Origin of the sequence: Prevotella sp. TCVGH (assembly GCF_023522295.1) — a bacterium.
Lineage (GTDB): Bacteria > Bacteroidota > Bacteroidia > Bacteroidales > Bacteroidaceae > Prevotella > Prevotella timonensis.
In genome coordinates, this window is record NZ_QFFX01000009.1 from 33888 (window position 1) to 57100 (window position 23213).

Annotated in this window: 21 protein-coding genes and 1 tRNA gene; 11 read left to right on the top strand and 11 right to left on the bottom strand. The window is 40.5% G+C overall.

From position 1 onward, the window contains the following. Positions 1-3: 3 nt before the first annotated feature. A complete protein-coding gene (locus DEM91_RS02915) occupies positions 4-1257 on the bottom strand; it encodes a 3-phosphoshikimate 1-carboxyvinyltransferase (RefSeq protein ID WP_249857941.1) in 1254 nt (417 codons plus the stop codon). A gap of 10 nt (positions 1258-1267) precedes the next feature. Next, complete coding sequence (locus DEM91_RS02920) at positions 1268-2419, bottom strand: zinc-dependent metalloproteinase lipoprotein (protein WP_249857942.1); 1152 nt, start codon at positions 2417-2419, stop codon at positions 1268-1270. Positions 2420-2585: 166 nt separating this feature from the next. Between DEM91_RS02920 and DEM91_RS02925 the strand changes: the two genes are divergently transcribed. Then, positions 2586-2658: transfer RNA gene (locus DEM91_RS02925), tRNA-Pro, on the top strand. 665 nt (positions 2659-3323) lie between these two features. Further along, on the top strand, positions 3324-4463 hold the full coding sequence (locus DEM91_RS02930; protein ID WP_249857943.1) for an acyltransferase: 1140 nt from the start codon (positions 3324-3326) through the stop codon (positions 4461-4463). Positions 4464-4565: 102 nt separating this feature from the next. Here the strand turns inward: DEM91_RS02930 and trxA are convergent, their stop codons facing one another. Both trxA and dnaE read right to left on the bottom strand, forming a co-directional pair. Next, positions 4566-4880, bottom strand: coding sequence for a thioredoxin (gene trxA / locus DEM91_RS02935; protein ID WP_036928313.1), 315 nt, complete (start codon positions 4878-4880; stop codon positions 4566-4568). 75 nt (positions 4881-4955) lie between these two features. Next, on the bottom strand, positions 4956-8663 hold the full coding sequence (gene dnaE, locus DEM91_RS02940) for a DNA polymerase III subunit alpha (RefSeq protein ID WP_249857944.1): 3708 nt from the start codon (positions 8661-8663) through the stop codon (positions 4956-4958). A gap of 128 nt (positions 8664-8791) precedes the next feature. On the opposite strand from dnaE, the gene DEM91_RS02945 reads away from it, so the two are divergent. The 3 genes from DEM91_RS02945 to DEM91_RS02955 all read left to right on the top strand — a co-directional run bounded on the left by DEM91_RS02945 (position 8792) and on the right by DEM91_RS02955 (position 10621). Next, a complete protein-coding gene (locus DEM91_RS02945; RefSeq protein WP_249857960.1) occupies positions 8792-9484 on the top strand; it encodes a phosphatidylserine decarboxylase family protein in 693 nt (230 codons plus the stop codon). A gap of 69 nt (positions 9485-9553) precedes the next feature. Continuing rightward, positions 9554-10309, top strand: coding sequence for a CDP-diacylglycerol--serine O-phosphatidyltransferase (pssA, locus tag DEM91_RS02950; RefSeq protein ID WP_249857945.1), 756 nt, complete (start codon positions 9554-9556; stop codon positions 10307-10309). A 21-nt stretch (positions 10310-10330) separates the two neighbouring features. After that, positions 10331-10621 (top strand): DUF4834 family protein, encoded by a 291-nt coding sequence (locus DEM91_RS02955; RefSeq protein ID WP_249857946.1) that lies wholly within the window; start codon positions 10331-10333, stop codon positions 10619-10621. Positions 10622-10791: 170 nt separating this feature from the next. Here DEM91_RS02955 and pyrH read toward each other — a convergent pair whose 3' ends face one another. From pyrH to DEM91_RS02970, 3 genes are read right to left on the bottom strand one after another with little or no spacing between them, the layout of a single operon-like run. Beyond that, positions 10792-11502 (bottom strand): UMP kinase, encoded by a 711-nt coding sequence (gene pyrH, locus DEM91_RS02960; protein WP_028901284.1) that lies wholly within the window; start codon positions 11500-11502, stop codon positions 10792-10794. 13 nt (positions 11503-11515) lie between these two features. Beyond that, the gene (locus tag DEM91_RS02965; protein WP_249857947.1) at positions 11516-12268 is read right to left on the bottom strand and encodes a biotin--[acetyl-CoA-carboxylase] ligase; all 753 of its coding nucleotides are present in this window, start codon (positions 12266-12268) and stop codon (positions 11516-11518) included. 2 nt (positions 12269-12270) lie between these two features. Then, positions 12271-12645: a YraN family protein gene (locus tag DEM91_RS02970; RefSeq protein WP_008122860.1), complete on the bottom strand. Its 375-nt coding sequence runs from the start codon at positions 12643-12645 to the stop codon at positions 12271-12273. 97 nt (positions 12646-12742) lie between these two features. Here DEM91_RS02970 and DEM91_RS02975 point away from each other — a divergent pair, with 97 nt between their 5' ends. Beyond that, positions 12743-13198, top strand: coding sequence for a nucleoside deaminase (locus tag DEM91_RS02975; RefSeq protein ID WP_249857948.1), 456 nt, complete (start codon positions 12743-12745; stop codon positions 13196-13198). Positions 13199-13346: 148 nt separating this feature from the next. On the opposite strand, the gene DEM91_RS02980 is transcribed toward DEM91_RS02975, so the two are convergent. Both DEM91_RS02980 and rsmI read right to left on the bottom strand, forming a co-directional pair. Next, positions 13347-14204 carry a hypothetical protein gene (locus tag DEM91_RS02980; protein WP_249857949.1) on the bottom strand — a complete coding sequence of 286 codons (858 nt, stop codon included), beginning with the start codon at positions 14202-14204 and terminating at the stop codon, positions 13347-13349. After that, the gene (rsmI, locus tag DEM91_RS02985) at positions 14201-14902 is read right to left on the bottom strand and encodes a 16S rRNA (cytidine(1402)-2'-O)-methyltransferase (protein WP_025073016.1); all 702 of its coding nucleotides are present in this window, start codon (positions 14900-14902) and stop codon (positions 14201-14203) included. The genes DEM91_RS02980 and rsmI overlap by 4 nt, the downstream gene beginning before the upstream one ends. Before the next feature lie 157 nt (positions 14903-15059). Here rsmI and DEM91_RS02990 point away from each other — a divergent pair, with 157 nt between their 5' ends. The 3 genes from DEM91_RS02990 (at position 15060) to DEM91_RS03000 (ending at position 17610) form a co-directional block, all read left to right on the top strand. Continuing rightward, positions 15060-15641 carry a thymidine kinase gene (locus DEM91_RS02990; protein ID WP_028901285.1) on the top strand — a complete coding sequence of 194 codons (582 nt, stop codon included), beginning with the start codon at positions 15060-15062 and terminating at the stop codon, positions 15639-15641. A 70-nt stretch (positions 15642-15711) separates the two neighbouring features. Continuing rightward, positions 15712-16821: an AI-2E family transporter gene (locus DEM91_RS02995; RefSeq protein ID WP_249857950.1), complete on the top strand. Its 1110-nt coding sequence runs from the start codon at positions 15712-15714 to the stop codon at positions 16819-16821. 315 nt (positions 16822-17136) lie between these two features. Next, positions 17137-17610 (top strand): hypothetical protein, encoded by a 474-nt coding sequence (locus tag DEM91_RS03000; protein ID WP_249857951.1) that lies wholly within the window; start codon positions 17137-17139, stop codon positions 17608-17610. Here the strand turns inward: DEM91_RS03000 and mutY are convergent. Beyond that, a complete protein-coding gene (gene mutY, locus DEM91_RS03005) occupies positions 17556-18590 on the bottom strand; it encodes an A/G-specific adenine glycosylase (protein ID WP_249857952.1) in 1035 nt (344 codons plus the stop codon). The genes DEM91_RS03000 and mutY overlap by 55 nt on opposite strands. Before the next feature lie 575 nt (positions 18591-19165). Then, a complete protein-coding gene (locus DEM91_RS03010; protein ID WP_025071969.1) occupies positions 19166-19648 on the bottom strand; it encodes a ferritin in 483 nt (160 codons plus the stop codon). 270 nt (positions 19649-19918) lie between these two features. On the opposite strand from DEM91_RS03010, the gene DEM91_RS03015 reads away from it, so the two are divergent. Beyond that, entirely contained in the window at positions 19919-22081 is a 2163-nt protein-coding gene (locus DEM91_RS03015) for a helix-turn-helix domain-containing protein (protein ID WP_249857953.1), read from the top strand. Between the two features lie 185 nt (positions 22082-22266). Beyond that, a complete protein-coding gene (locus DEM91_RS03020; RefSeq protein WP_249857954.1) occupies positions 22267-23202 on the top strand; it encodes an endonuclease/exonuclease/phosphatase family protein in 936 nt (311 codons plus the stop codon). Positions 23203-23213 lie beyond the last annotated feature (11 nt).

Sequence of the window (23213 nt, forward strand, 5' to 3'; positions counted from 1 at the left end):
GAATTACTTGCTTTCTTCAATTTCAAACCCAACACTTCGCAAATCATTCCAAAACTGTGGGTAAGATTTGGAGACCACTTCTGGATGATTGATGCGCAATCCGGGGAACTTAATTGCCGCTGGTGCAAAAGCCATCGCCATTCGGTGATCCTCATAGGTGTCTATGGGTTCGAAGGAAGGTTCACACCTTTCCCCATTCCATACAAGTTCACTCTTATTTTGTTCTTTGATGACATACCCCAACTTACGCATTTCTACCTTCAACGCCTCCAGTCGATTGGTTTCTTTGATGAGCAGTGTAGACAGTCCAGTAAATAGAAAAGGAATATCTAAAACGGCACAACAGACCACAAAAGTCTGTGCCAAATCAGGGCAATTCACAAAGTCATATTCCAATCTGGGCAGATTTCGTACATGTCGTGTAATCCGCATTCCTGCCGAATGGGTATCATCAGCCTCCTCCACTTCTGTCTTGACGCTTAGCAATGAAAAGAGATAGCGCAACACCGAATCGCCTTGTTTGGAACCATCCAATAAGCCTGGCAGGAAAAAGGTATTGTCACGATGCGTGGAAAGTGCCAATATCTCGTACCAATACGATGCTGCACTCCAATCGCTCTCTATGTAATAGGTACAGGGAGCATAAGGCTTGGGACGTACAGCAATGGTATCTATATCGGTCCACTCAACCTCTGCCCCAAACTGTTGCATCACCCAAAGCGTGAGATCTATATAAGGGCGCGAAATCATGCCATTGGTCAACTTGATGTTTAAGCCTTTCGGAAGGACAGGACCTAACATGAGCAAGGCGGATACATACTGCGAACTCACATTGCCAGGCATCTCGATATCACCACCATCCAACTGTTTTCCATGAATGCGAAGAGGAGGATAACCGTCTTCGCCCATGTACTCGATATCAGCACCTAAATAGCGAAGGGCATCTACCAAAGGTCCTATAGGACGATGTTGCATTCTTTCTGTTCCTGTAAGCACATGTTCCCCCTCGGATATGGAAAGAAATGCAGTGAGGAAACGCATGGCCGTTCCCGCCGCCTTGATATCTATCACTGGTGGCATGTGCATGATAGCGTTCATGATGACTTGTGTATCATCACAGTCGGAAAGATGATGTGGCTGAACCTTTCCACCCGATAAAGCATGGATAATCAAAACTCGATTGCTCACACTCTTCGAGGATGGCAATTGAACGGTATGATCAAAATAGCTCGGAGCCGTAATCTTATATTGTGTCATCTTATCTTTTTTATCGTATCGTTTGAATAGGCAATTGATATACCTCGTCGTCCTCGTGTCTCAAAGCTCGACTCTTAGAACAATTTTTCTTTGGACCTGGTATCAATGGACTGTAATACAAGACTTGCCGAATACGGTTTTTCTGTTCCTTTGTAAATCGGAATCCATACCCAATGGCATAGTCCATAATGTTGTCGGCATCGAATGTTTCGCCCGCACAATTGTTCCTCATCACCAATCTTTTCATGTCCACCTGCCGCTTGCCCATAGAACGAAGGTAATCGTTAAGCCACTCATTATAGTTCACTTTGTTGTATGAAGGCGTATCGTTACAGTAGTCTGTATCGAAACAGTCGTCGATAGCCTCATAATTTCCACCTACTTTCTTCTCCGTGAAAGTGTGATGCAGCCCCAAGTAATGCCCCAACTCATGCGCTAAGGTAACATTCACATCAGTAGATAGATATTGATAGCCCCTTTTGCCTTTATCGCTTAACTGATAACGAGTCGACTCTGAATTGATAAAGGTGCTATTGATTGAAGTACAATAGGCAAAGCTAAGATTCTTCTTTGTAAGGTATGAACGCTGTATCGTTTCCAAACCTTCCAACGAAGTACTACCTTTGACAACATAAGGTAGATGACTAATGCCTAATGTCTGCGTATTTTTTTCAGAACTGAAATGATACAAAAATACGTTGATGTATTCATTGGGTTCCCAAAGGTATTTGACATACTTCCTATTGTTGTCGTTCATAAACTCTTGTACATCAATGGGATACTTCCCTGTGTATTTGATATAATCAACACCGGGTGTCTTCAAACGATGCCCCTCCTCATCATATTGAGCAAGAAAGAAGCGGACACGAATATTTTCACTCTCTCCATAAATATGCCCCTGATACAACTCATTGAGATGAACTACCAACGATTGGATGCGAGACACAGGTACATGCTGGGTCGGATCATCAATATCTTGATAAAGAACATGAAATATGAGGGGCAATTGATAGATATAATCATCATTGAGCGTTGCCTTTGTATCATCATCGTCTTCATCTACCACCTGCGAATAATCCTTCTTTGCAAGCCCGTCATTGTCATCATTACAAGCCCCCAAGACGCTACATAGCAGTAGAAATAAATAGATATAATATTTCATGAACGTGGGTACATTTGGTTGAATGCAAAGTTACGAAATTATCAACGAATGACAAGAGGAATTCAAAGTTATCTCGTTAAATAATCCTTTTTAGAATAAAAATCAAAACATATATTTGCAGATATCCATAAAAGTATATATCTTTGCAGCACTTTAAGAGTTAGTTCGGGATTTGGCGCAGTTGGTAGCGCACACGTCTGGGGGGCGCGAGGTCGCTGGTTCGAGTCCAGTAATCCCGACAAAAGCAACAAGCTGTGATAAAATTATCACAGCTTTTTTGTTGTATAAACACTCGATATTATTTTGAATTATCTTGACAAATGGCATTAAATGCTTCGATTATTTTCGACAACCAAATCTTTTGTCGGAAATATCGCCTTATTTTTAATAGTTATCTAAATTATTGGATTTCAACCCGTTTCATCGTTTTCTACTTTTATAGCATGCTCCCTTCTAAGTTAAAGCATTGGGATAAGGGCATTAACCCATGGAGATTGGCAGACTAAATGGTGCAAACAACCGCTCTATTGTCATGACATAACACGGTGAAGAGATGAAAAAACGCAAAAAAGTCACTGTTTTTTGCTTTTTTGTAACATGGTTTAGCATCTTTTGGTTGTATAATTTGCGTTTTCACCTTTTTACACTACCCCTTGAAATTCTATTTTCAAGATTTTGAAGTGCTTGTTTTTGTGATTTTTTATTGACACAACAAAATATCAAAACGAATGGAATAACAAGCAACACATCTTTGGATGCGGCATCTTAATATTGGCAGTTTACACACTATATGCTATAAAAAAAGAACATTGTTGTCACATTAATGTTTTAATTTATATATTTGCAAGAATTTTATGAACAGCAAACACCCTATAAACCCCATCATCCCATGCAGCAAAAAGCTATGGCAAGCGAACATAACACCAGACGTTCTGTCAATTTCGACCTACTGAAAGTAATGGCCATGTTTTCCATTATTGTGATTCACTATTATAGTCACTATGTTTTCAAAGTTCATCCATACTTTGCAGTGTCTACTGATTATTTAACTCCTCCCTTAGTTCTCAACTACATCTTTTCGGAGATATTCTACCTTTTCAGCCATATTGCCGTAAATTGTTATGTACTTGTGACAGGCTATTTTATGATAGACAAATCGTTTAAGTTAAGTCGTTTGTCCCTATTATGGATAAAAGTGTTTTTCTATTCTGTTGCCATTTTCTTAATATTTGTTTACTTTGGATTAGAGAAATGGAATGTCGGTAGCATGAACAAGGTTCTATTTCCCATTACATCACAAATGTATTGGTTTATTACCAATTACGTTGCACTGCTCATTTTTGCTCCCATACTCAACGCTTTTGTTCGTCAAACAAACCGAAATCAATATATATACGTACTCATTGGCATGGGTGCAATTAGTATAACCATTTACAAATTTCCACTTGGCGATGTTTATGGTGGGAGTTATGGTTTGCTATGGTTTGTCTACTTATACCTCACAGCAGGATATCTTAAACTGCATACTCGTGCTAAGGGACACTATGGTTGTAAAGCTATAATTGCTGCAAGCATTACAATGATAGTGCATGGGCTACCTGCCCTTTGGTTGTTGATACAACATAAAAATGGGCTAAAATCATTTGGCTTTCATTATAATGGGCTTGTATTTTTCTTTAGTCTTTACTTTTTTCTTTGGATAAGAGGTATCAATATGCAAAGTAACAAGATAGCAAAACGACTTTCGCAAATTACTCCTTACACACTTGCGGTGTATTTGCTTAGCGACAACCCTATGGTTAGAAAGATATTATGGCAATATTGCAGAACATGGAATGATAATTTCAGTCAAGTGTTGTTTCTTCCCAAAATGCTGTTTACCTGTATGGTCATTTTCCTTACATGCATCATGATTGACTACTTGCGTAACAAAGCATTTAAATGGTTAAGAATTGAGCGTGGGGTAAAGACCTGTTCGGACAGAATAGAACAGCTTATAAAACGATGTGTGAGCAATGATAGCAATGTAACAATGACAAGTTGAGAAAACATTTGCTCCCCTGCTTTCTCTATTCGAAACAAAAACAAAGACGTCCTAAAGACAAAAGTTTCCTACCTTAAAAAAGTAGGAAACTTGAGATATGGTTTACAACAGTGCCTTGAACTTTGCGTCTAAGGTTGCCTTTGATGCAGCACCCACAAACTTATCAACCAATTCTCCTCCCTTAAAGAAAAGAATAGTGGGAATGCTACGTACGCCAAATTCCATGGCTAAGTCGTCATTTTCTTCAACATCGCACTTGCCAACCACAATTTTTCCGTCGTAATCTTCTGCCAATTCAGAGATCACTGGACCCACTGCACGACAAGGACCACACCATGTTGCCCATAAATCTACAACTAATGGCAAATCACCATTCTTATAATTCTCAAAGTTTTTTGATGTAATTTCTACTTCCATTTGTTTTCTTTTTATGTTCGGTTATTATTTACAAAAATAGATGTTTATACTGAAACCTGCAAATAATACAGCATATTAATTTACCAGATAGCTCATATCTGGATGACTTTCAACATATCGTATCAATTCATGACTGAGACTGATATTTCTTAAATTAGAGTGCAGCAGTACACTTGCATTGCGTTTCTTGTCAACTATTTGGAAACATAGTTGGGTACTACCTGGACTATCTGCCAACATGGCGGTAATGTCGCTGACCATGACATCATCTATCGTGTCGCTATTCATCACAATGGTAAACTTTTCTATACGCTTATCCTTCACCGTTTGTAGATATTGCACGTCCTGAATACGGAGGTCATAGAAGTCGCTGTCGCGAAAACGCTGCGTACACTTACCTATTAAATAAATAGTACTACCTACAATCATCATGCCCTTCCATTTTCCCCATTCTTCTCCAAAGAACGCTAATTCTCCCGAACCGCTGAAGTCCTCAATGGTAACAAAACCGCAGGGCTTACCCGTCTTAGTGAACTTGTCCTTTACGTCTGTTATCATTCCTCCAAAAACGATATTGGATTTTTTGGACAACTCTGCCCTATCTGCTAATTCGCAGCACTGTGTATTACACATTGTCTTAAGGACAATGCTATATTCGTCTAAGGGATGAGCCGACAAATAAATGCCAACGAGTTCATGCTCCTTATTTAATCTTTCTATATTACTCCACAATTCGGGCTTTGGAATGGCAGGTGTGGCTATCTCTACCGCATTTTCACCACCGAAGAGCGAATGTTCCAATTCCGATTTCTTCGTTTGATACAGCTGTCCATAGCGCACCAACGTCTCCACAAACAACTCACCTTTGGCGTTTGCTGTAAAGTAGCTTTCACGAGGAAGACCAAAGCTATCAAAACCACCACTCAATGCCAAACTTTCAAAAGCCTTTCTGTTCACATTCGTAAAGTCCACTCTCTGCACGAAATCGAAGATGTCTTTGTAAGCTCCATGTGCTTCACGCTCGTCAATAATGGCTTTAGCGGCAGCATTACCCATGCCCTTGATAGCTGCTAACCCAAAGCGAATCTCTCCATGGTGATTTACGCCAAACTTCTCGTAACTCTCGTTTACGTCGGGTCCAAGCGTTGCTATGTTCATTGACTTACACTCATCCATGAGCTTAGACACCTCGGTAATCTGATCCTTACGACGACTCATAATGGCTGCCATGAACTCTGCAGGATAATGAGCCTTAAGGTAAGCCGTTTGAAATGCTACCCAAGAATAGCATGCAGCATGCGATTTGTTGAACGCATAAGATGCAAACTTTTCCCAATCTGCCCATATCGCATCAAGTATTTTAGGGTCGTAACCATTCTTCTTCCCCCCTTCAATAAACTTAGGCTTCATGGCATCTACTATTGCCTTCTTCTTCTTACCCATCGCTTTACGCAGCGCATCACTCTCACCACGTGTAAAGTTAGCAAGCAATCGGGAAAGGAGCATCACTTGCTCTTGATAGACAGTAATGCCATAAGTATCCTTCAGATACTTTTCCATAATAGGAATGGGATAGGAAATAGGCTCAAGACCTTTTTTACGAGCAATGAACGAAGGAATATTATCCATAGGTCCTGGACGATAAAGGGCATTCATCGCTATCAAGTCACCAAACTTCGTAGGACACAGTTGCCGCAGATAGTTTTGCATACCAGATGACTCAAACTGGAATGTACCAATAGTTCGTCCCTCTTGATACAGCTGATACGTCAGCTCATCATCAATCGGAATGTTATCAAGATCAATATCAATGCCTCTCGTTAATTTAACATTCTTTACCGCCTCTTTCAACTCAGAAAGTGTTTTCAGCCCTAAAAAGTCCATTTTAATGAGACCTGTTTCTTCTATTACATGGCCATCATACTGAGTACAGTTCGTCTTTTCATCCTTAAAATCAGGATCATCGGCTGTTGAGACAGGCACCCAATCACTTATAGGGTCTCTACAAATAATAAATCCACAAGCATGGATACCCGTTCCTCGCACCGTTCCTTCCAACATTTTGGCATATTTTATCGTGTTGCTCTCACGTATGTCGGTAGACGCCTCCGCATCTCGCAACTCTGGTGTACACTTAATGGCATTGATTAAGTTCATTTTCAATCCATCTGGAAGACGGTCAGGAATAGCTTTGCACAAAGCATTCGAACGATTGAGAGGAAGTTTTTCTACGCGAGCCACATCCTTAATCGAGTTTTTGGTCGCCATACTTCCATAAGTGATAATATGCGCACAATTCTCGTGTCCATATTTGTCCATCACCCATTTTAGCACTTTGCCTCGCCCGTCATCATCGAAATCGGTATCAATATCAGGCAATGAAATACGGTCGGGATTTAGGAAACGTTCAAACAGCAAATCATATTTCAACGGATCTATCTTGGTGATTCCCAAACAGTACGCCACTACAGAACCAGCAGCCGAGCCTCGTCCCGGACCTACCATCACGCCTAACTCTTCACGGGCTGCACGAATAAAGTCTGAAACAATTAAGAAATAGCCCGGGAAACCCATCGTCTTCATGACATGTAGTTCAAAACGAATACGGTCGTCTATCTCTTTTGAAAAAGAATCACCATAAATTTTTCTGGCTCCCTCATAAGTTAACTGCTCCAAATAATCAGCTTCAAACTTAATGCGATACATCTTTTCATACCCACCTAAATGTTCTATTCGCTTTAGTGAATCGGCTTCCGATAGCGGATTCTCGCCATTCTCATCGGTGGTAAACTCTCGATACAAGTCTTCTTTGCTAAACTTCTGTTCCCATTCTTCTTCGGTACCAAATGATTTTGGTATGGGAAAGTTAGGCATAATGGGATCATGGTTGATAGAATAGGCTTCAACTTTATCAAGAATTTCTAAAGTATTCGTCAAAACCTCTGGCAAATCATCGAACACTTGGTTCATCTCAGCCCGAGTCTTAAACCACTCTTGCTTAGAATACAGCATACGAGTAGGGTCGTCTAAATCCTTTCCAGTGGACAAACACAACAGGTGGTCGTGCGCTTCTGCATTGTCTTGGTCGACGAAGTGTACGTCATTGGTGCAAATTACCTTAACGCCATACTCTTTAGCTAACTCCAATATCACCTTATTAGCACGTTGCTGTAACGGATAAGCCTCTCTATTGGCACGGATATGCGGGTCTTTTACTTCATGCCGTTGTATCTCTAAATAATAGTCTTCGCCAAACACACGCTTATACCATTCTATCGTTTCCCGCACTCCTTCCATATCGCCTTTTAAGATTTTACGAGGAACTTCACCAGCAAGACATGCCGAGGAAACAATCAAGTCTTCGTGATACTTTTCCAAATCTGCGCGATCCGTTCGTGGACGCATGTAATAACCATCAACCCAAGAACGACTTACCAACTTAATGAGATTTTTGTAACCGTTGTAGTTCTTTGCCAATACGATAAGGTGATAGCCACTCATATCGCCCATTTCTTTAACTTTATCTTGCATGGTACGACGTGCTACATACATCTCACAGCCAAAGATGGGCTTAAAGGGTTGCTTTCCTTCAGCTTTGAGTTTTTTGTTCACACTATTGGTATAATCGAAAAATTCCTTAATGCCAAACATATTCCCATGGTCGGTAATTGCCATACCTTGCATACCATCGGCAACAGCCTTATCTACAAGGCGTTTGATAGGGGATTGACCATCCAAAATAGAGTAATATGTATGGACGTGAAGGTGTACATAATCATTCATCTGTTCATCATTTTTGAAGCGTAAAGATACTCAATATCACAGAACTGACCAAAAGAATAACTTTATTATTTGTGGAATTTACAAAAAACATTTACCTTTGCCAATACATTCCACTCATCTATCACCGCATGATAAAGAGAATTAAGAAATTAAAGAAAATCCGAATACATCGAGAGGGAACCGACACACTTATTTGGGGTTTCATCGCCATTGCAGCCATAGATTTGCTCTTGTGGCGAGCATTTGACACAAAAATTCCCTTTTATGTCTTTACTGTTGTCTTCGGTATTATATACGGCATCGTACTCAATTTTTTCCAATGTCCTGTGCGTTTCTTCCCTTCGGAGGATACAGAAAACATTGTAGTAGCACCTGCAGATGGAAAAATCGTCGTCATCGAAGAAGTAGAAGAAAATATTTATTTCCACGAACGACGTCTCATGATTTCTATCTTTATGAGCCTTTTCAATGTTCATGCTAACTGGTTTCCTGTCGATGGACATGTAAAACTTGTACACCATCAAGAGGGAAATTATCATAAAGCTTGGTTACCCAAGGCCAGTGAAGAAAATGAACACAGTGATATCATCATTACCACACCTGACGGGAAAGATATTTTGTGTCGCCAAATAGCAGGAGCAATGGCACGCCGCATTGTAACATACGCAAAAGAAGGAGAAGATTGTTATATTGATGAACATTTAGGTTTCATCAAGTTTGGCTCGCGCGTTGACGTCTATCTTCCAATTGGCACTGAAGTTTGCGTGAAGATGGGACAAAAGACTGTTGGAGATCAAACCATAATAGCCAAACTGAAGTAAACTATCCTTACCCAAAACAGCCTTTGTACAAAAGGATTGGATCATCAATTTTTAATAGATTGAAAAAATATGAATCATTTTATAGCCTCAAATATTCCCAATGCACTTACCTGTAGCAACCTTATTTCAGGCTGCATCGCTACGCTTTGTGCTTATTCGGGTAACACACAGATGGCACTGATATGGATACTGATTGGTGCCACGTTCGATTTTTTTGACGGCATGTCTGCACGACTACTCAAAGTATCCTCCCCCATTGGGAAAGAACTTGATTCGCTTGCAGACGTTGTGACCTTTGGGGTAGCCCCATCAACGATGATTTACTACACGCTAAGTGTTATTGACTATCCTTCTTTCCTTCAATCTCCACCGCAATATTCATTTGACATTTATCGAACTGTGATTCCTTATTTGGCGTTTCTCATGGCAGCTTTTTCTGCCTTGCGACTTGCAAAATTCAATATTGACCAACGCCAGACCGAATCGTTCATCGGCTTGCCAACACCAGCCAATGCGCTCTTTTGGGGAGCACTCATCTTGACTAATCCCTATTGGATAGAAAATAATTCATGGTCACTCTTTTGCATTTTAGCACTCATGCTCACGAGTTGTTATCTTTTGGTTTGCGAACTTCCCATGTTTGCCTTGAAATTTAAGCACTGGACTTGGAAAGGTAACACCATTCGATACAGTTTCATGATTCTCACGATCATCGTACTTTGCTTATTTGGCGTATTGAAAGGCTGGTGGATAGTCATTGCCTGCTATTTCCTTATCTCCCTATATCTTTATATCACAGGCAAATCTAAACGTATCTCCAAATAAGACTCAACAAAACGCATCCTTATGATTTTCAAAATCATTCTTATCCTATTTCTTTTAGGATTGCTCTTTATAAGTTTGTCAGCTATCAGAGTAATCGCCTTTTTTAGAAAGGGTATGCAACAATTTAAGCAGCAAACTCAACAGCAAAATACACAGCAACGGCAGCAACAACATAGATATTCCAACGGACAGGTTGTGGTTGACCACCGCAATGCAGAAGAGGCAAATAAAAAAATATTTAAGAAGAACGAAGGTGAGTATGTTGACTTTCAAGAAGAACCCATCCATGACGAGAAAGAACAACAACCCTGATGCTTAAGCGGAGTTACGTATTCTCCCCAAAATAGCCCCGCACTTCTGATTCAAAAATCCTTCGCTTCTGCTTCAAAAGTTCGACACTTTAAGAAAAACTGTAGCTTTCTGTCAAGACTATGAGATGTATCCAAGACGATACACCTCATAGACATTATTAAAAAAACACTTTAATCATGCACCAAAGTGCCAATGGCTTCGCCACTGATGACTTTCTTCAAATTGCCATATACATCCATATTAAAGACATAAATGGGCAGATGATTCTCCCTGCACATGGTGGTTGCCGTTAAATCCATCACCTTGAGATGACGGTGATAAATTTCATCAAACGTTATTTCATCAAACTTCTGAGCTGTTGGGTCTTTCTCTGGATCAGCCGTGTACACACCATCTACGCGAGTTCCCTTAAGCATCACGTCAGCTTCTATCTCTATTCCACGAAGTGAACTACCCGTGTCAGTAGTAAAATAAGGTGAGCCTGTGCCACAAGAGAAAATACAAATAGTACCGTTCTCCATAGCCTCAATGGCTTTCCACTTATTATAAAACTCCCCAATGGGCTCCATACGGATGGCTGTCATCACTTTTGTTTTCACTCCAATAGCACCCAATGCAGAGCTTAAAGCCAACGAATTGATGACCGTAGCGCACATTCCCATTTGATCACCTTTTACTCGATCGAAGCCTTTTTGCGACCCACTCAACCCTCGGAAAATGTTACCACCACCAATCACAATACCTATTTGCACGCCCATGTCGTGAACTTCCTTGATTTGTCGAGCATAGTCCGACAGACGTTCTGCATCAATACCATAGTTTTGCTTGCCCATAAGGCTCTCTCCACTCAACTTTAACAAGATTCGTTTGAACTTTACCATATCATTTAATATTTTAATAATTTTTCTTCTTCGTATGAATAAATGCTACTTCTTTGAACGAATAAGTACGCAAATGCCCTTGCTCATCTCTTAAAAGTAATTGCCCTTGCTCATTCACCCCTTCAAGAATAGCCATAAAGATTCCATTAGAATCTTGGTAGAGATGCGCTTCCCCTTTGCGATACAGCGACTCATGATAAGGCTTGACCACATATTTTTGAGGGTCAACTGAAAGCAAGCCAATCTGTCTTGCAAATGAATCTATGAGCTGCTCTAACAATTTTTCTCGATTCACTTCATGCTTTAGAATCTGAAAAAGTGAGATCGGATTAGGTGCATCGCTCAAGAATCTGGATTGATTAACATTCAAACCAATACCGAAGATGCTATTTTTGATGCCTTGCGAATCAACAGTATTCTCTATTAAGGTCCCACACAGTTTGCTATCTCGCCAATAAATATCATTTGGCCACTTCAATGAAATATCATCTACATACTCATCCAAGACCCGTTTAATAGACAATGCACCTGCCATAGACAACAAAAATTGGCGATGAATGGGGACGTGATGCGGATGAATTAAGATTGAGAACAATAGATTTTTACCTGATTCGCTCTCCCAAGTGTGATGACCTTGCCCCTTACCACTGGTTTGATAATCCGCTACCACAACCACCATGTCTTCTTGAAACATTGAGGCATGCTCGGATAGGTAAACATTGGTAGAGCCAATGGTATCCAACTGTATGAGCTTGCGGGTCATCATCGTCACAGAAGAACAGGGTTAAAAGCATCCACAAGATGTTCTATTTGCATGGTAGTATCACTTGTTCCTACCACGGAGATGATATCGAACCTTAATTCCTCTTGTATGTGATGGAGTTTGACATAAGCATCGGCTGCAAAACCTATATTTCTCATCTTTTTTAGGTCAACCGCCTCTGAAGGCAAAGTAACCTCATCGTCACGCCGTGTCTTTACTTCTACAAAGACACACGTGATTCCATCGGGCGTCAGCGCAATGATATCAATATCACGACTCCCTTGCTTCCAATCACATTCACGAATGGTATATCCCTTCTGATGCAAGAAAGCAACGGCTTGCTCTTCCCCCCATTTACCTAATTCATTATGCTGTGCCATATCAAGGTAATCATTGTCTTATTTGCAAAAATACGCTTTTTCTGGTTCACATCAAAAAGATTATATTAAATTTGTATGCAAACAATCGTGATACACTATGGCAACAGAAGAAGAACTGAAACGAGATGAATACTTTATGCGAAAGGCTTTAATCGAAGCGCAAGCCGCTTTCGACGAAGGCGAAATTCCTATTGGTGCTGTTGTTGTGTGCAAGGGGCAAATCATCTCCAGAGCACACAACCTCACAGAGAGGCTACACGATGTGACGGCACATGCAGAGATGCTCGCCATTACAGCCGCAACTAACCAATTGGGAGGGAAATATCTCACCGATTGCACCTTATATGTGACCATTGAACCATGTCCTATGTGTGCAAGTGCGTGTGGATGGGCACAATTATCTCGTGTCGTGTATGGTGCCAGCGATGACAAACGGGGATTCAAACGATATGCCCCGAAAGTGTTGCATCCCAAAGCTGAAGTTACAAATGGCGTACTCAGAGAGGATTGTATGGCACTCATGCAACTTTTTTTTAAGAGGAGGAGAGATTGAAAATCTTTAACTAATCAACGTTGATGCACACCTATTATTATATGTGTACGAAAAAGCAAATCCTCTCCAACTGCTCATACAGATGAAGAGGATTTGTTTTTTATAAAAGACACTGCTCTATTCGGGAGAAATGCCCGTCAAGAAAGTGCTATTTCACTAAGATAACCAAATATTTACTGGTGCTCCAGAAAATCTCAGGATTGGTAATTTTCAATGTATATTGCTTATTAGCGTCACGTTGCAAGATGTAACTGCTTGAAGGATGCATTGTCAATAGCTTTGCATACTTAGAGTATAACTTGATTTCTTTATCGACACGAATGTCAATTTTCGTGAAGTAATTTTTATTGAAGTTGGACTGCAACACCTTATCACCTTCAATAATGCGCTGCTCTTTCAGCTCTTTACGAGTACCAAAAACAAACCAAGCGGTGTTCAACTGCTTGTCCTGACTGTTGATAACCTGCGATTTTTTAGAACTTTCGTTAGCTAAATTGTTTACATTCGTGTGTAAATTGTTGATGGCCTCATCCAATTCGGTAATGTGAATATCTTTGGCATCAAGCTCGGCACGCATTTGTTGAAGTTGTTTGTCTTTTTCTTCCAACTGCTTTGAAAGACTTTCCAAAGTGTTTTTAAGGGCATCTCCCTTCACAGAACTCTGTTTTAACTGGTTGCGTAACTTAGCAATTAATTCTCGATTATGTTTCATCGTTTTAGCAATGAACTGAATGTTTTCTCGAATTTGTTGCTCTTTGTTGGCTCCTTCCCCACCTTTGGCGATGGTGACACGATTTTCAGCGGCATTAATCTCATTAAAACCGTCCTGAATTTCGTTGAGGGTTCCCATCATGTCGTTAATTTCATTGTCTTTTTGACTAATGACCTGTCTCAATGAATCGGTTTGTGCTCTTTCTGCAGAATCAGCAGATTGCTTATTGCCTTGACATCCTACGAAAGCCAAAGACAGTATGGCAATAAGGGTTACACTTAATAATTTTTTCATATCTCTTCTGTTTTTGATTTCTTGTTCTTTGTTTTACCTGCTACTACAATGACAATTTCGCCACGTGGCGCAGTATTCTTAAAATGGTTAATTACTTCTTCCATGGTTCCTCTGACACTCTCTTCGTGCACCTTAGAGATTTCTCGAGCTACGCTGACCTGACGCTCAGGACCAAAGAGGTCGGAGAATTGTTGCAACGTTTTCAATAATCGGTAGGGCGATTCATAAAATATCATCGTTCGAGCCTCATCTCTCAAAGATTCTAAATGCGTCTGTCGACCTTTTTTTGGTGGCAGAAAGCCTTCGAAACAGAAACGGTCACAGGGCAATCCTGATGACACTATGGCAGGTATACACGCTGTTGCTCCAGGCAATGTTTGGACGGTAATACCCGCTTTAGAGGCTTCTCGAGCCAGCAGAAAGCCAGGATCGCTTATCCCTGGTGTACCTGCATCACTAATGAGAGCAATAGTTTGACCCGCTTTCAGACGCTCCACAATTCCTGCAGTGGTTCCGTGTTCGTTGAATTTATGGTGTGACAGTAAACGATTCTGAATATCATAATGTTTCAGAAGTTTGCTCGACGTACGAGTATCTTCAGCCAAAATGAGGTCTACCTCATTCAGAATACGAATTGCTCGCATTGTCATATCTTCCATATTCCCAACTGGCGTGGGTACAATATACAATACTCCCATATATGGGACAAATATAGTTAAATTATCAACACAAGCAAAAAAACGTTCAATTTCTTTGCATTTTTTAAATCCTATTCGTATTTTTGCAATAATATAAGTACGCTCCTAAGAAGAATTTTTGACTGATTAGCAGTGGTTTTGCTTATTTATATTTATAATGATAGACTATGTGACTGGCGAATCTCATCGCCCTGGAAGAATAGAGGTTATTTGCGGATCAATGTTTTCTGGCAAGACAGAAGAATTGATTCGCCGTATGAAACGTGCTAAGTTTGCAAAACAACGAGTTGAAATCTTCAAACCTGCAATGGATGTACGCTATTCTGCAGAAGATGTAGTGAGTCATGACCAGAATACTATTCCGTCCACACCTATAGATACCTCATCATCTATCTTATTATTGGCATCAAACATCGATGTCGTCGGGATTGATGAAGCACAATTTTTAGACCAAGGACTCATCGATGTTTGCAATCAATTGGCCAACAAAGGCGTTCGAGTGATTGTGGCAGGCCTTGATATGGACTTTCAAGGGAAGCCCTTTGGACCTATTCCTGGATTATGTGCGATTGCTGACGAAGTTGTGAAAGTACATGCCATCTGTGTGAAGTGTGGAGCTTTGGCATACATTAGCCACCGATTAGTGGACAATGATAAAAGGGTGCTCTTAGGTGAGAAGCAAACCTACGAACCACTATGTAGAGAGTGTTATCAAAGAGCTTTGCAGGAAGAACAATGATATTTTATGACTTACCTGTGGTTTGCAATCTTTTGAAGTTTAGAAAATCAATGTACACATATTTTATATTATGAAGAAACAAGAAATCACTTTTGATAGGTTTATCAGAATTTCAACCACCATATTACTAATCATAGTGGTTTTCTACCTTGTCAATTATCTTAGCGGTGTATTACTTCCCTTTTTTATTGCTTGGCTTTTTGCTTATCTCTTATACCCGCTTGTAAAATTTGTGCAATATAAAATGCATGTTAGAGTGAGAGCCCTTGCAATCATCATCACCATGTTAGCTGTGCTTGGAATCATGGCTGGTGTGGTTTATGCTATCATTCCTTCGATGATTGAACAGATAGATAAACTCAATAATATTCTAAATAATTGGATTAGTCAGACAACTCATAGCAACGACTTCGGTACCTATATCTCACAATGGGTAGAAAAAAACCAAGCTGGAATCGAGAAATTCATGAAGAGTAAAGACTTTAGTGAGCTGGTGAAGACTACCATGCCCAAGCTATTTAGTATTGTAGGACAAACGGCAAGCATTATCATCAGCGTGGTAGCCTCATTGATTACCTTACTTTATACGTTCTTTATCTTACAAGATTATGAATTCCTAACGGATAACTGGATTCGCATTTTCCCCAAAAAGAATCGACCATTTTGGTCAGAGTTGATGCAAGATGTTGAGCGTGAACTTAACAATTACATCCGTGGACAAGGCTTAGTCTCCCTCTGTTTGGGAATCCTTTTCGGAATAGGTCTAACCATTATTGATTTTCCTATGGCCATTGCTTTGGGCATTATGATGGGGCTGATGAATTTGGTACCTTATCTACACACCTTAGCTCTCGTGCCAATGGCATTCCTTGCCATGCTAAAAGCCGCAGATACAGGTCAGAATTTCTTGATTGTATTTGGTCTCTCGCTCCTTGTATTCCTCATTGTACAGGTGATTAGCGATACTGTTCTCACCCCAAAAATTATGGGAAAGGCCATGAACTTAAATCCAGCTATCTTACTTCTGTCGCTCTCTATTTGGGGAACACTGCTTGGATTCATTGGCTTGATTGTTGCGCTGCCATTGACAACCCTATTGATAGCGTATTGGAAAAAATATGTGACGCAAGAGAAACAACAGGAGGTATTGCCGCAAAATGAAGCAACAACCGATCAATAGACTTGAGTGAGTGTTCGAGTTACAGCACACGAAGGCTCACTCTACAATTGCTATCCACTATCTTGGCATGACAAAAGCTACCTTGATCCACACCCCCATCAATGCAGCAATAACAAGTTTATTTCGGAAGGATGGCAAACTTTTGGTATTTAGAGAATGAAATGGCAACCATAACTTCTGTGTTTTTATATTTGCTGGTCTACCCAAAACTAACTATATTTGCATGCCGTCAACGACAATCAGCCCCTGTGTAGAACCTAAGTGGTGATACACAGTGCTTAAAAAAGTTAGTTCCACGCCACTGAACCCAACGTAATGAAGAAACTCGTATTATTTTTTCCCCTGTTATGGGTTGTCCTATCGCTTTCAACCTCCTGCAAATTTGCACCGTCTTCTGACCTTGGCGACACGGTAGCCGCATCGGTTTTCGAACCAGAAGATACTGCTTTGTCGCACAAAAGCTTATCAAAGGATGTGTCGAAAACGGTAGACAGTGCCGATATTTTTGTGATTGGTGAGGGTTCTACCCGCCAATTCCTCCAGTTAATTTCCTACCCTTCGCGACGCGACACCATGACATACGCCAAACTTCGTCCATTGAAAGTTAAAGGAAGTGCGCAATTTGGACGTATCGTTCGGATTGGCTTTATGTTCGGAAAAGACAGTGTAAAATTGGTAAAGACGGTGGAGGAGGTTCAAATAGACTCATTAGAAACTAAGAAAAGCCACGCCCATCACGCAGGAAGCGATGCCAACAATATTTCTATGAGCCGCGGCAAGGCATATTGATCCAATTCATCTTCGGGAATCCAAATATAATCTTCTGGCAACGAAGGTCTTTGGTTCAACTCCACCAGATAAAAGTCGGCTGTCAAAACTCGATGCGTCAACACATGTTTCACCCCTTTTTTAATTAACGATAGGGGCGCTGAAAATACGGGCAAATCAGCATTTTCTATCAGTAAAGGCTCCCACAACCCTTGCCAAATATCTCCAGCTGAACGCTTGTGAAAGGCTGTCATGCCCTGACACCTGAGATAAATATATGAAAAATGACGTTTTTTGATTTTCAATTTTCTTAGCTTCACAGGTAGTTCGGCTGTCTTACCGCTTCGCAAAGCCTCGCAGCTATCTGCCAAATGACAGATTAAACAGCGAGGAGACGTGGGAGTACACTGTATGGCTCCAAAGTCCATAATGGCTTGATTATATGCCGAAGGGGCTGACGTAGGCAAGAGCGACTGTGCCAACTCGGCAAACTCTTTCTGTCCTTCAGTCGTATTAATCGGAGTCGAGATACCAAAATAGCGAGACAAAACCCGGTAAACATTCCCATCGACTACCGCTACTGGCAATCCAAAAGCAATAGAACCAATAGCCGCTGCCGTATAGTCGCCCACACCTTTCATGGCTTTGAGTTCGCTCATGGTATTCGGAAAATGCCCCAAGGCTACCACTTGCTTGGCTGCCTCATGGAGATGACGTGCCCTACTATAATATCCTAAACCTTGCCACAGCCGCAACACCTCGTCTTGAGTGGCTGATGCCAAGTCCTCGACATGGGGAAAACGGTGCATGAATCGCTCCCAATAGTCCCACCCTTGCTGCACTCGTGTCTGTTGAAGGATGATTTCACTGAGCCAAATGGCATAAGGGTCGGTGGTCTCACGCCACGGCAAACTACGTCCGTACTCTTGAAACCACTTCAAAAGAGTTACCGCAAAAGGATTGGTACTTATCACATCTTCATGTTCCATGGAATCATTCATGATTCGTCATATTTTTCTAACACAGGAAAACAAGCTCAAAAGTTCACCAATGACAGTTGAAAAGGCGAACCATTTTATTATGAAAAATCTTAACAACAGCACGCTCATAACTTCAATATTTTGAACCAAACCTGTTGTCGGTGAGAAATACGCGAGTTTTGAGCAAGAAACATAAGTTTTTATAAATCAATACGTTAGCGTAATACCACATATTTTCACTCGCATTAGAGCTATCTTATAAGGGCAAAATAGTTTATTTTCCCTCCCTATTTGCATGCTTTAATCGTACTGAAGCATGAGAATAACAAGCTTAGGTTAATGAGTTAACGACAGAAAGTCATTACATTAACCACTCTATTGTAATGTTACAGCAAGTTTTTCCCAAATTTTCAACCGTTCTTTTGCTCATTTAATGAAATTCTGATTCTATTTCGCAAAAATAAAAGTGGCTGTTTTTTGTCATTTTACTTTACAATTGTTCGCCGAAAAAACAAAAGAAAAGGAGGAAAAGGATTGTGTTGCCAATCGCAATTCCCCCTACATATTATTGCTATATGGGTGAATATTTCACTTACTTAAGCGCGTGAACCGTATTGCTGGTCAAGGTTGAAAATAGCGGAATCGCCCATACGCTTAATTCTATCTACAATGCCACTGGCTGTCGCTTCCTCTTCTACTTGCTCGCGAACAAACTGCCACAAGAAGTCTTGGCTGGCATTGTCGTGTTCCGAAATTGCCAATTCAAGCAACTTATCAATCAGTTGACTCACGTGGCACTCATGCTTATAAGTGTCTTCAAATGCCTCTAATGGAGTAGACCATTTTTGCTTTACGGCAGGTATCTGATTGACTACAGCCTCTCCACCACGCTTAATGATGAAGCTTGCCATTTGGTATGCGTGATCCATCTCTTCAGCAGATTGTTTCTTCATCCAAGTAGAAAAACCTTCAAAGCCTTCTTTCTCCATATAGAAAGACATAGAAAGATATAGATTGGCTGAATATATCTCAGCAACGATTTGCTCATTGAGAGCATCTTGTAATTTTTTTGAAATCATAAGTCTAATATTTATATGTAATGTATTTATTGCAAATTTACAAAAAAAAATGCAGAACTGTATGGCTTTACCGCTATTTTTGAGCTTTTGTAACATTTGTAAATCTAATTACAAGTTATTAACATTGTTTCTTTGGAAAATGCTGCGCAACAAGGTGTCAATGCCCCATTGAAAGAAAGATAAGCAACCGATTGGCAGACATCATTATTTTTCTGTACCTTTGCATTATCACGATTCACAGTCAAAAGACGTTGGTGGCAACAGAAAACGATGGAAGAAAATACAGAACTAAAGCTTGCTTGGGAGTTTGTAGAGCATACCGAGCAAAGCATTTTCCTTACAGGTAAGGCAGGAACAGGCAAGACAACCTTTTTGAAGATGGTGAAAAAGCACAGTGGCAAACGTTTAATCGTTGTTGCTCCTACTGGTGTTGCTGCCATCAACGCTGGTGGTGTTACCATTCACTCGTTTTTTCAGTTGCCGCTATCTCCCTTTGTACCCAATGCAACCGTGCGTGAAAGATATAACTTTGGTAAAGAGAAGCGCAAAATTATTCGAACACTTGACATGCTGGTTATCGATGAAATTAGTATGGTTCGCAGTGATTTACTGGATGCTATTGATGCGGTGCTACGAAGATACAGACAGCACGACCGTCCTTTTGGTGGGGTACAGCTGCTCATGATTGGCGATTTACAACAGCTTACACCTGTGGTAACGCCAGCAGATGAAGTCTTGCTACGACCTTATTATGATACCCCCTACTTTTTTGGCAGCCATGCTCTACAACAAACTCCGTATGTGACCATTCAACTTCAAAAGGTATATAGACAACAAGATGAGACTTTCCTGAATATTCTCAATCATTTACGCGAGAACACGTTATCGCCAACTGATTTACAGGTACTGAACGAGCGTTATCAACCTCACTTTCAACCCCGACAGGAAGAGGGATATATCCGTCTGACCACTCACAATAACAAGGCTGATAGCTATAATGACTTGCGATTGGAACAGTTATCTGCAAAAGCCTATCATTACATGGCAAGCATTAAAGGAACATTTCCAGAATATTCCTATCCTACAAGTGAGTCGTTAGTGTTCAAAGTGGGTGCGCAAGTGATGTTCATTAAGAACGATAGTTCAGCAGAGCATTTGTTCTATAATGGTAAGATTGGACACATTATCTACTTAGACGACAGTCATATCGAGGTACTCTGCCCAGGCGATGAGCATTCTATTGTCGTAGAAAAACAAACGTGGGAAAACACTACTTATAAAATTAATGAAGGGACAAAGGAGATAGAACCAACGGTGCAGGGAACATTTAGTCAGTATCCCTTGCGCTTGGCATGGGCGATTACCATACACAAAAGTCAAGGACTTACCTTCGAGCGTGCCATTATTGATGCGGGTTCATCGTTTGCATCTGGGCAGGTATATGTGGCATTAAGTAGATGTAAGACATTAGAAGGGCTGGTATTGGCCTCCCCCATTACAGCAGAAGCCATTATAAACGACCAAGGGGTGGCGGATTATATTAACCGACAAGACGAGGAAGCACGCAAAAGTATTGAACAATTGCCAAGATTAAAGGACGATTATGAGCGTTTTCAACTCATTGAATTGTTTCAGTTTATGGATATATGGCGAACTGAAGAGATGCTTTGTCGTTTGCTCATAGAGTTCTTCCACAACTATTCTAAACTCATCTTAATCCACAAATCCACCGTCAAAGAGCTACAGGAGAAAGTAACTATCATTGCATACAAATGGACAACGTATATCAGTCAATTAACGATTGAACAGATTCACGACCCACAGTTCCTTGAAAGAGTAGTTGCCAGTGCTAACTATTTCAAGAAGACACTAAAGCACTATTTAGAGGACTTGATTGAGCAAACCTTGGAAGTAAAGTCGAACAATAAAGTTGCCATGCGCCGTTTGGACAATTACCTCACAGATTTGAGAGAAATGTATTTAGCTAAAAAATACCTATTGCAAACGGTCATCACCAACGGATTTACCACAGAAAACTATTTACGCGCCAAACAAGAGGCACTGCTCATGGCATTGGACGAACTTTCGCCAACTCCCCAGCGACGGTCGAAAAGCACCAAAAAGAAAAAAGAGAAAAAAGAAAATACAAAGGATATTACGCTTCAACTTCTTAAGAGAGGACTCACACCCTTACAGATTGCGACAGAGAGGAAGCTTACTACTTCTACTATTTATACGCATTTGGGATATTTTGTAAAACAAGGAGTCATCGACATCAACGATTTCATGGAGCAAGAACATATACAAAATATTCAGCAAGTAATCCAAAAGATAGGTGTTGACAACGGGAGGACTGCGATCAAAGCACTTTGCCTACCAACAGTTACTTATGAAGAGATTAACCTCATGATTGCTGCTTTTCATCGCTCATGAAGACAAGCGAAAGAATAAGAGATGTTAAAAGCCGTTAGAAGACTGGATAAGGAAACTCCCTAACATAAGAACCCTCTGCAATGAGATGCTTTCCTACTATCTAAAAAGAAAACTATCCCTTTGTACCTTTCAAGAAGATTATTTACCTTTGTATTCATCAAACAGAACTATTAAATCATAAAACAATGAAGAAATACGCACTTACAGTTTTCATTTTGACTGCATCTTTGTGCATCCAAGCACAAAATCTATTCGTAGCAACTTACAATCTACGTTATGACAACGAGGACGATCGACAGGAAGGCAATGGCTGGACTAAGAGATGTCAAGTGATATGTGACTTTCTAAACTTTGAACAACCTGACATATTTGGCACTCAAGAAGGTCTGAAACATCAATTGGAAGATCTAAAAAGAGGCTTAGACCAGTACGATTATATCGGCATCGGTCGTGAAGATGGAAAGGAACAAGGCGAACATTCGGCTATCTTCTATAAGAAGGACAAGTTAAAATGCTTGGACAACGGCAACTTTTGGCTTAATGAAACGCCAGAGAAGCCTGTTCTCGGTTGGGATGCTGCATGTGTTCGGATTTGCACATGGGGAAAGTTTCATGATTGGAAGACGAACCTTACCTTCTATTTCTTTAATCTTCACATGGATCATGTGGGTGTTGTTGCACGGCGTGAGGCTGCAAAATTGGTGATTAAAAAGATTAAAGAGATTGCTGGCAACAATGCCCCTGTCATTCTTACAGGCGACTTTAACGTCGATCAGCATGATGAAATTTACAAAATATTCAGCGAGTCAGGCATCTTGAAAGATTCATATGTGGCAGCAAAACATCGATTTGCAGAGAATGGAACATTCCAAGATTTTGATTCGAGTATGAAATCAGAAAGCCGAATCGATCATATTTTCGTATCAAACAAGTTCGAAGTGAACAATTATGCCATTCACACAGACGCTTATTGGACAGCAAATGAGAAGATGCCTAAGTTGAAATCGGGAAATGCACCTAAAGAGTTAGAATTCCAACAGTACACGCATCGTCTTCCTTCTGACCACTATCCTGTACTTGCTAAAATAAGGTACGAGAAGTATGGCACCTGCAAATTCTAATTCGTCATTTA

Coding starts and splice junctions, on each gene's coding strand:
- DEM91_RS02915 (WP_249857941.1), bottom strand. CDS start 1,257: ATGACACAATATAAGATTACGGCTCCGAGCTATTTTGATCATACCGTT.
- DEM91_RS02920 (WP_249857942.1), bottom strand. CDS start 2,419: ATGAAATATTATATCTATTTATTTCTACTGCTATGTAGCGTCTTGGGG.
- DEM91_RS02930 (WP_249857943.1), top strand. CDS start 3,324: ATGGCAAGCGAACATAACACCAGACGTTCTGTCAATTTCGACCTACTG.
- trxA (WP_036928313.1), bottom strand. CDS start 4,880: ATGGAAGTAGAAATTACATCAAAAAACTTTGAGAATTATAAGAATGGT.
- dnaE (WP_249857944.1), bottom strand. CDS start 8,663: ATGAATGATTATGTACACCTTCACGTCCATACATATTACTCTATTTTG.
- DEM91_RS02945 (WP_249857960.1), top strand. CDS start 8,792: ATGATAAAGAGAATTAAGAAATTAAAGAAAATCCGAATACATCGAGAG.
- pssA (WP_249857945.1), top strand. CDS start 9,554: ATGAATCATTTTATAGCCTCAAATATTCCCAATGCACTTACCTGTAGC.
- DEM91_RS02955 (WP_249857946.1), top strand. CDS start 10,331: ATGATTTTCAAAATCATTCTTATCCTATTTCTTTTAGGATTGCTCTTT.
- pyrH (WP_028901284.1), bottom strand. CDS start 11,502: ATGGTAAAGTTCAAACGAATCTTGTTAAAGTTGAGTGGAGAGAGCCTT.
- DEM91_RS02965 (WP_249857947.1), bottom strand. CDS start 12,268: ATGATGACCCGCAAGCTCATACAGTTGGATACCATTGGCTCTACCAAT.
- DEM91_RS02970 (WP_008122860.1), bottom strand. CDS start 12,645: ATGGCACAGCATAATGAATTAGGTAAATGGGGGGAAGAGCAAGCCGTT.
- DEM91_RS02975 (WP_249857948.1), top strand. CDS start 12,743: ATGGCAACAGAAGAAGAACTGAAACGAGATGAATACTTTATGCGAAAG.
- DEM91_RS02980 (WP_249857949.1), bottom strand. CDS start 14,204: ATGAAAAAATTATTAAGTGTAACCCTTATTGCCATACTGTCTTTGGCT.
- rsmI (WP_025073016.1), bottom strand. CDS start 14,902: ATGGGAGTATTGTATATTGTACCCACGCCAGTTGGGAATATGGAAGAT.
- DEM91_RS02990 (WP_028901285.1), top strand. CDS start 15,060: ATGATAGACTATGTGACTGGCGAATCTCATCGCCCTGGAAGAATAGAG.
- DEM91_RS02995 (WP_249857950.1), top strand. CDS start 15,712: ATGAAGAAACAAGAAATCACTTTTGATAGGTTTATCAGAATTTCAACC.
- DEM91_RS03000 (WP_249857951.1), top strand. CDS start 17,137: ATGAAGAAACTCGTATTATTTTTTCCCCTGTTATGGGTTGTCCTATCG.
- mutY (WP_249857952.1), bottom strand. CDS start 18,590: ATGAATGATTCCATGGAACATGAAGATGTGATAAGTACCAATCCTTTT.
- DEM91_RS03010 (WP_025071969.1), bottom strand. CDS start 19,648: ATGATTTCAAAAAAATTACAAGATGCTCTCAATGAGCAAATCGTTGCT.
- DEM91_RS03015 (WP_249857953.1), top strand. CDS start 19,919: ATGGAAGAAAATACAGAACTAAAGCTTGCTTGGGAGTTTGTAGAGCAT.
- DEM91_RS03020 (WP_249857954.1), top strand. CDS start 22,267: ATGAAGAAATACGCACTTACAGTTTTCATTTTGACTGCATCTTTGTGC.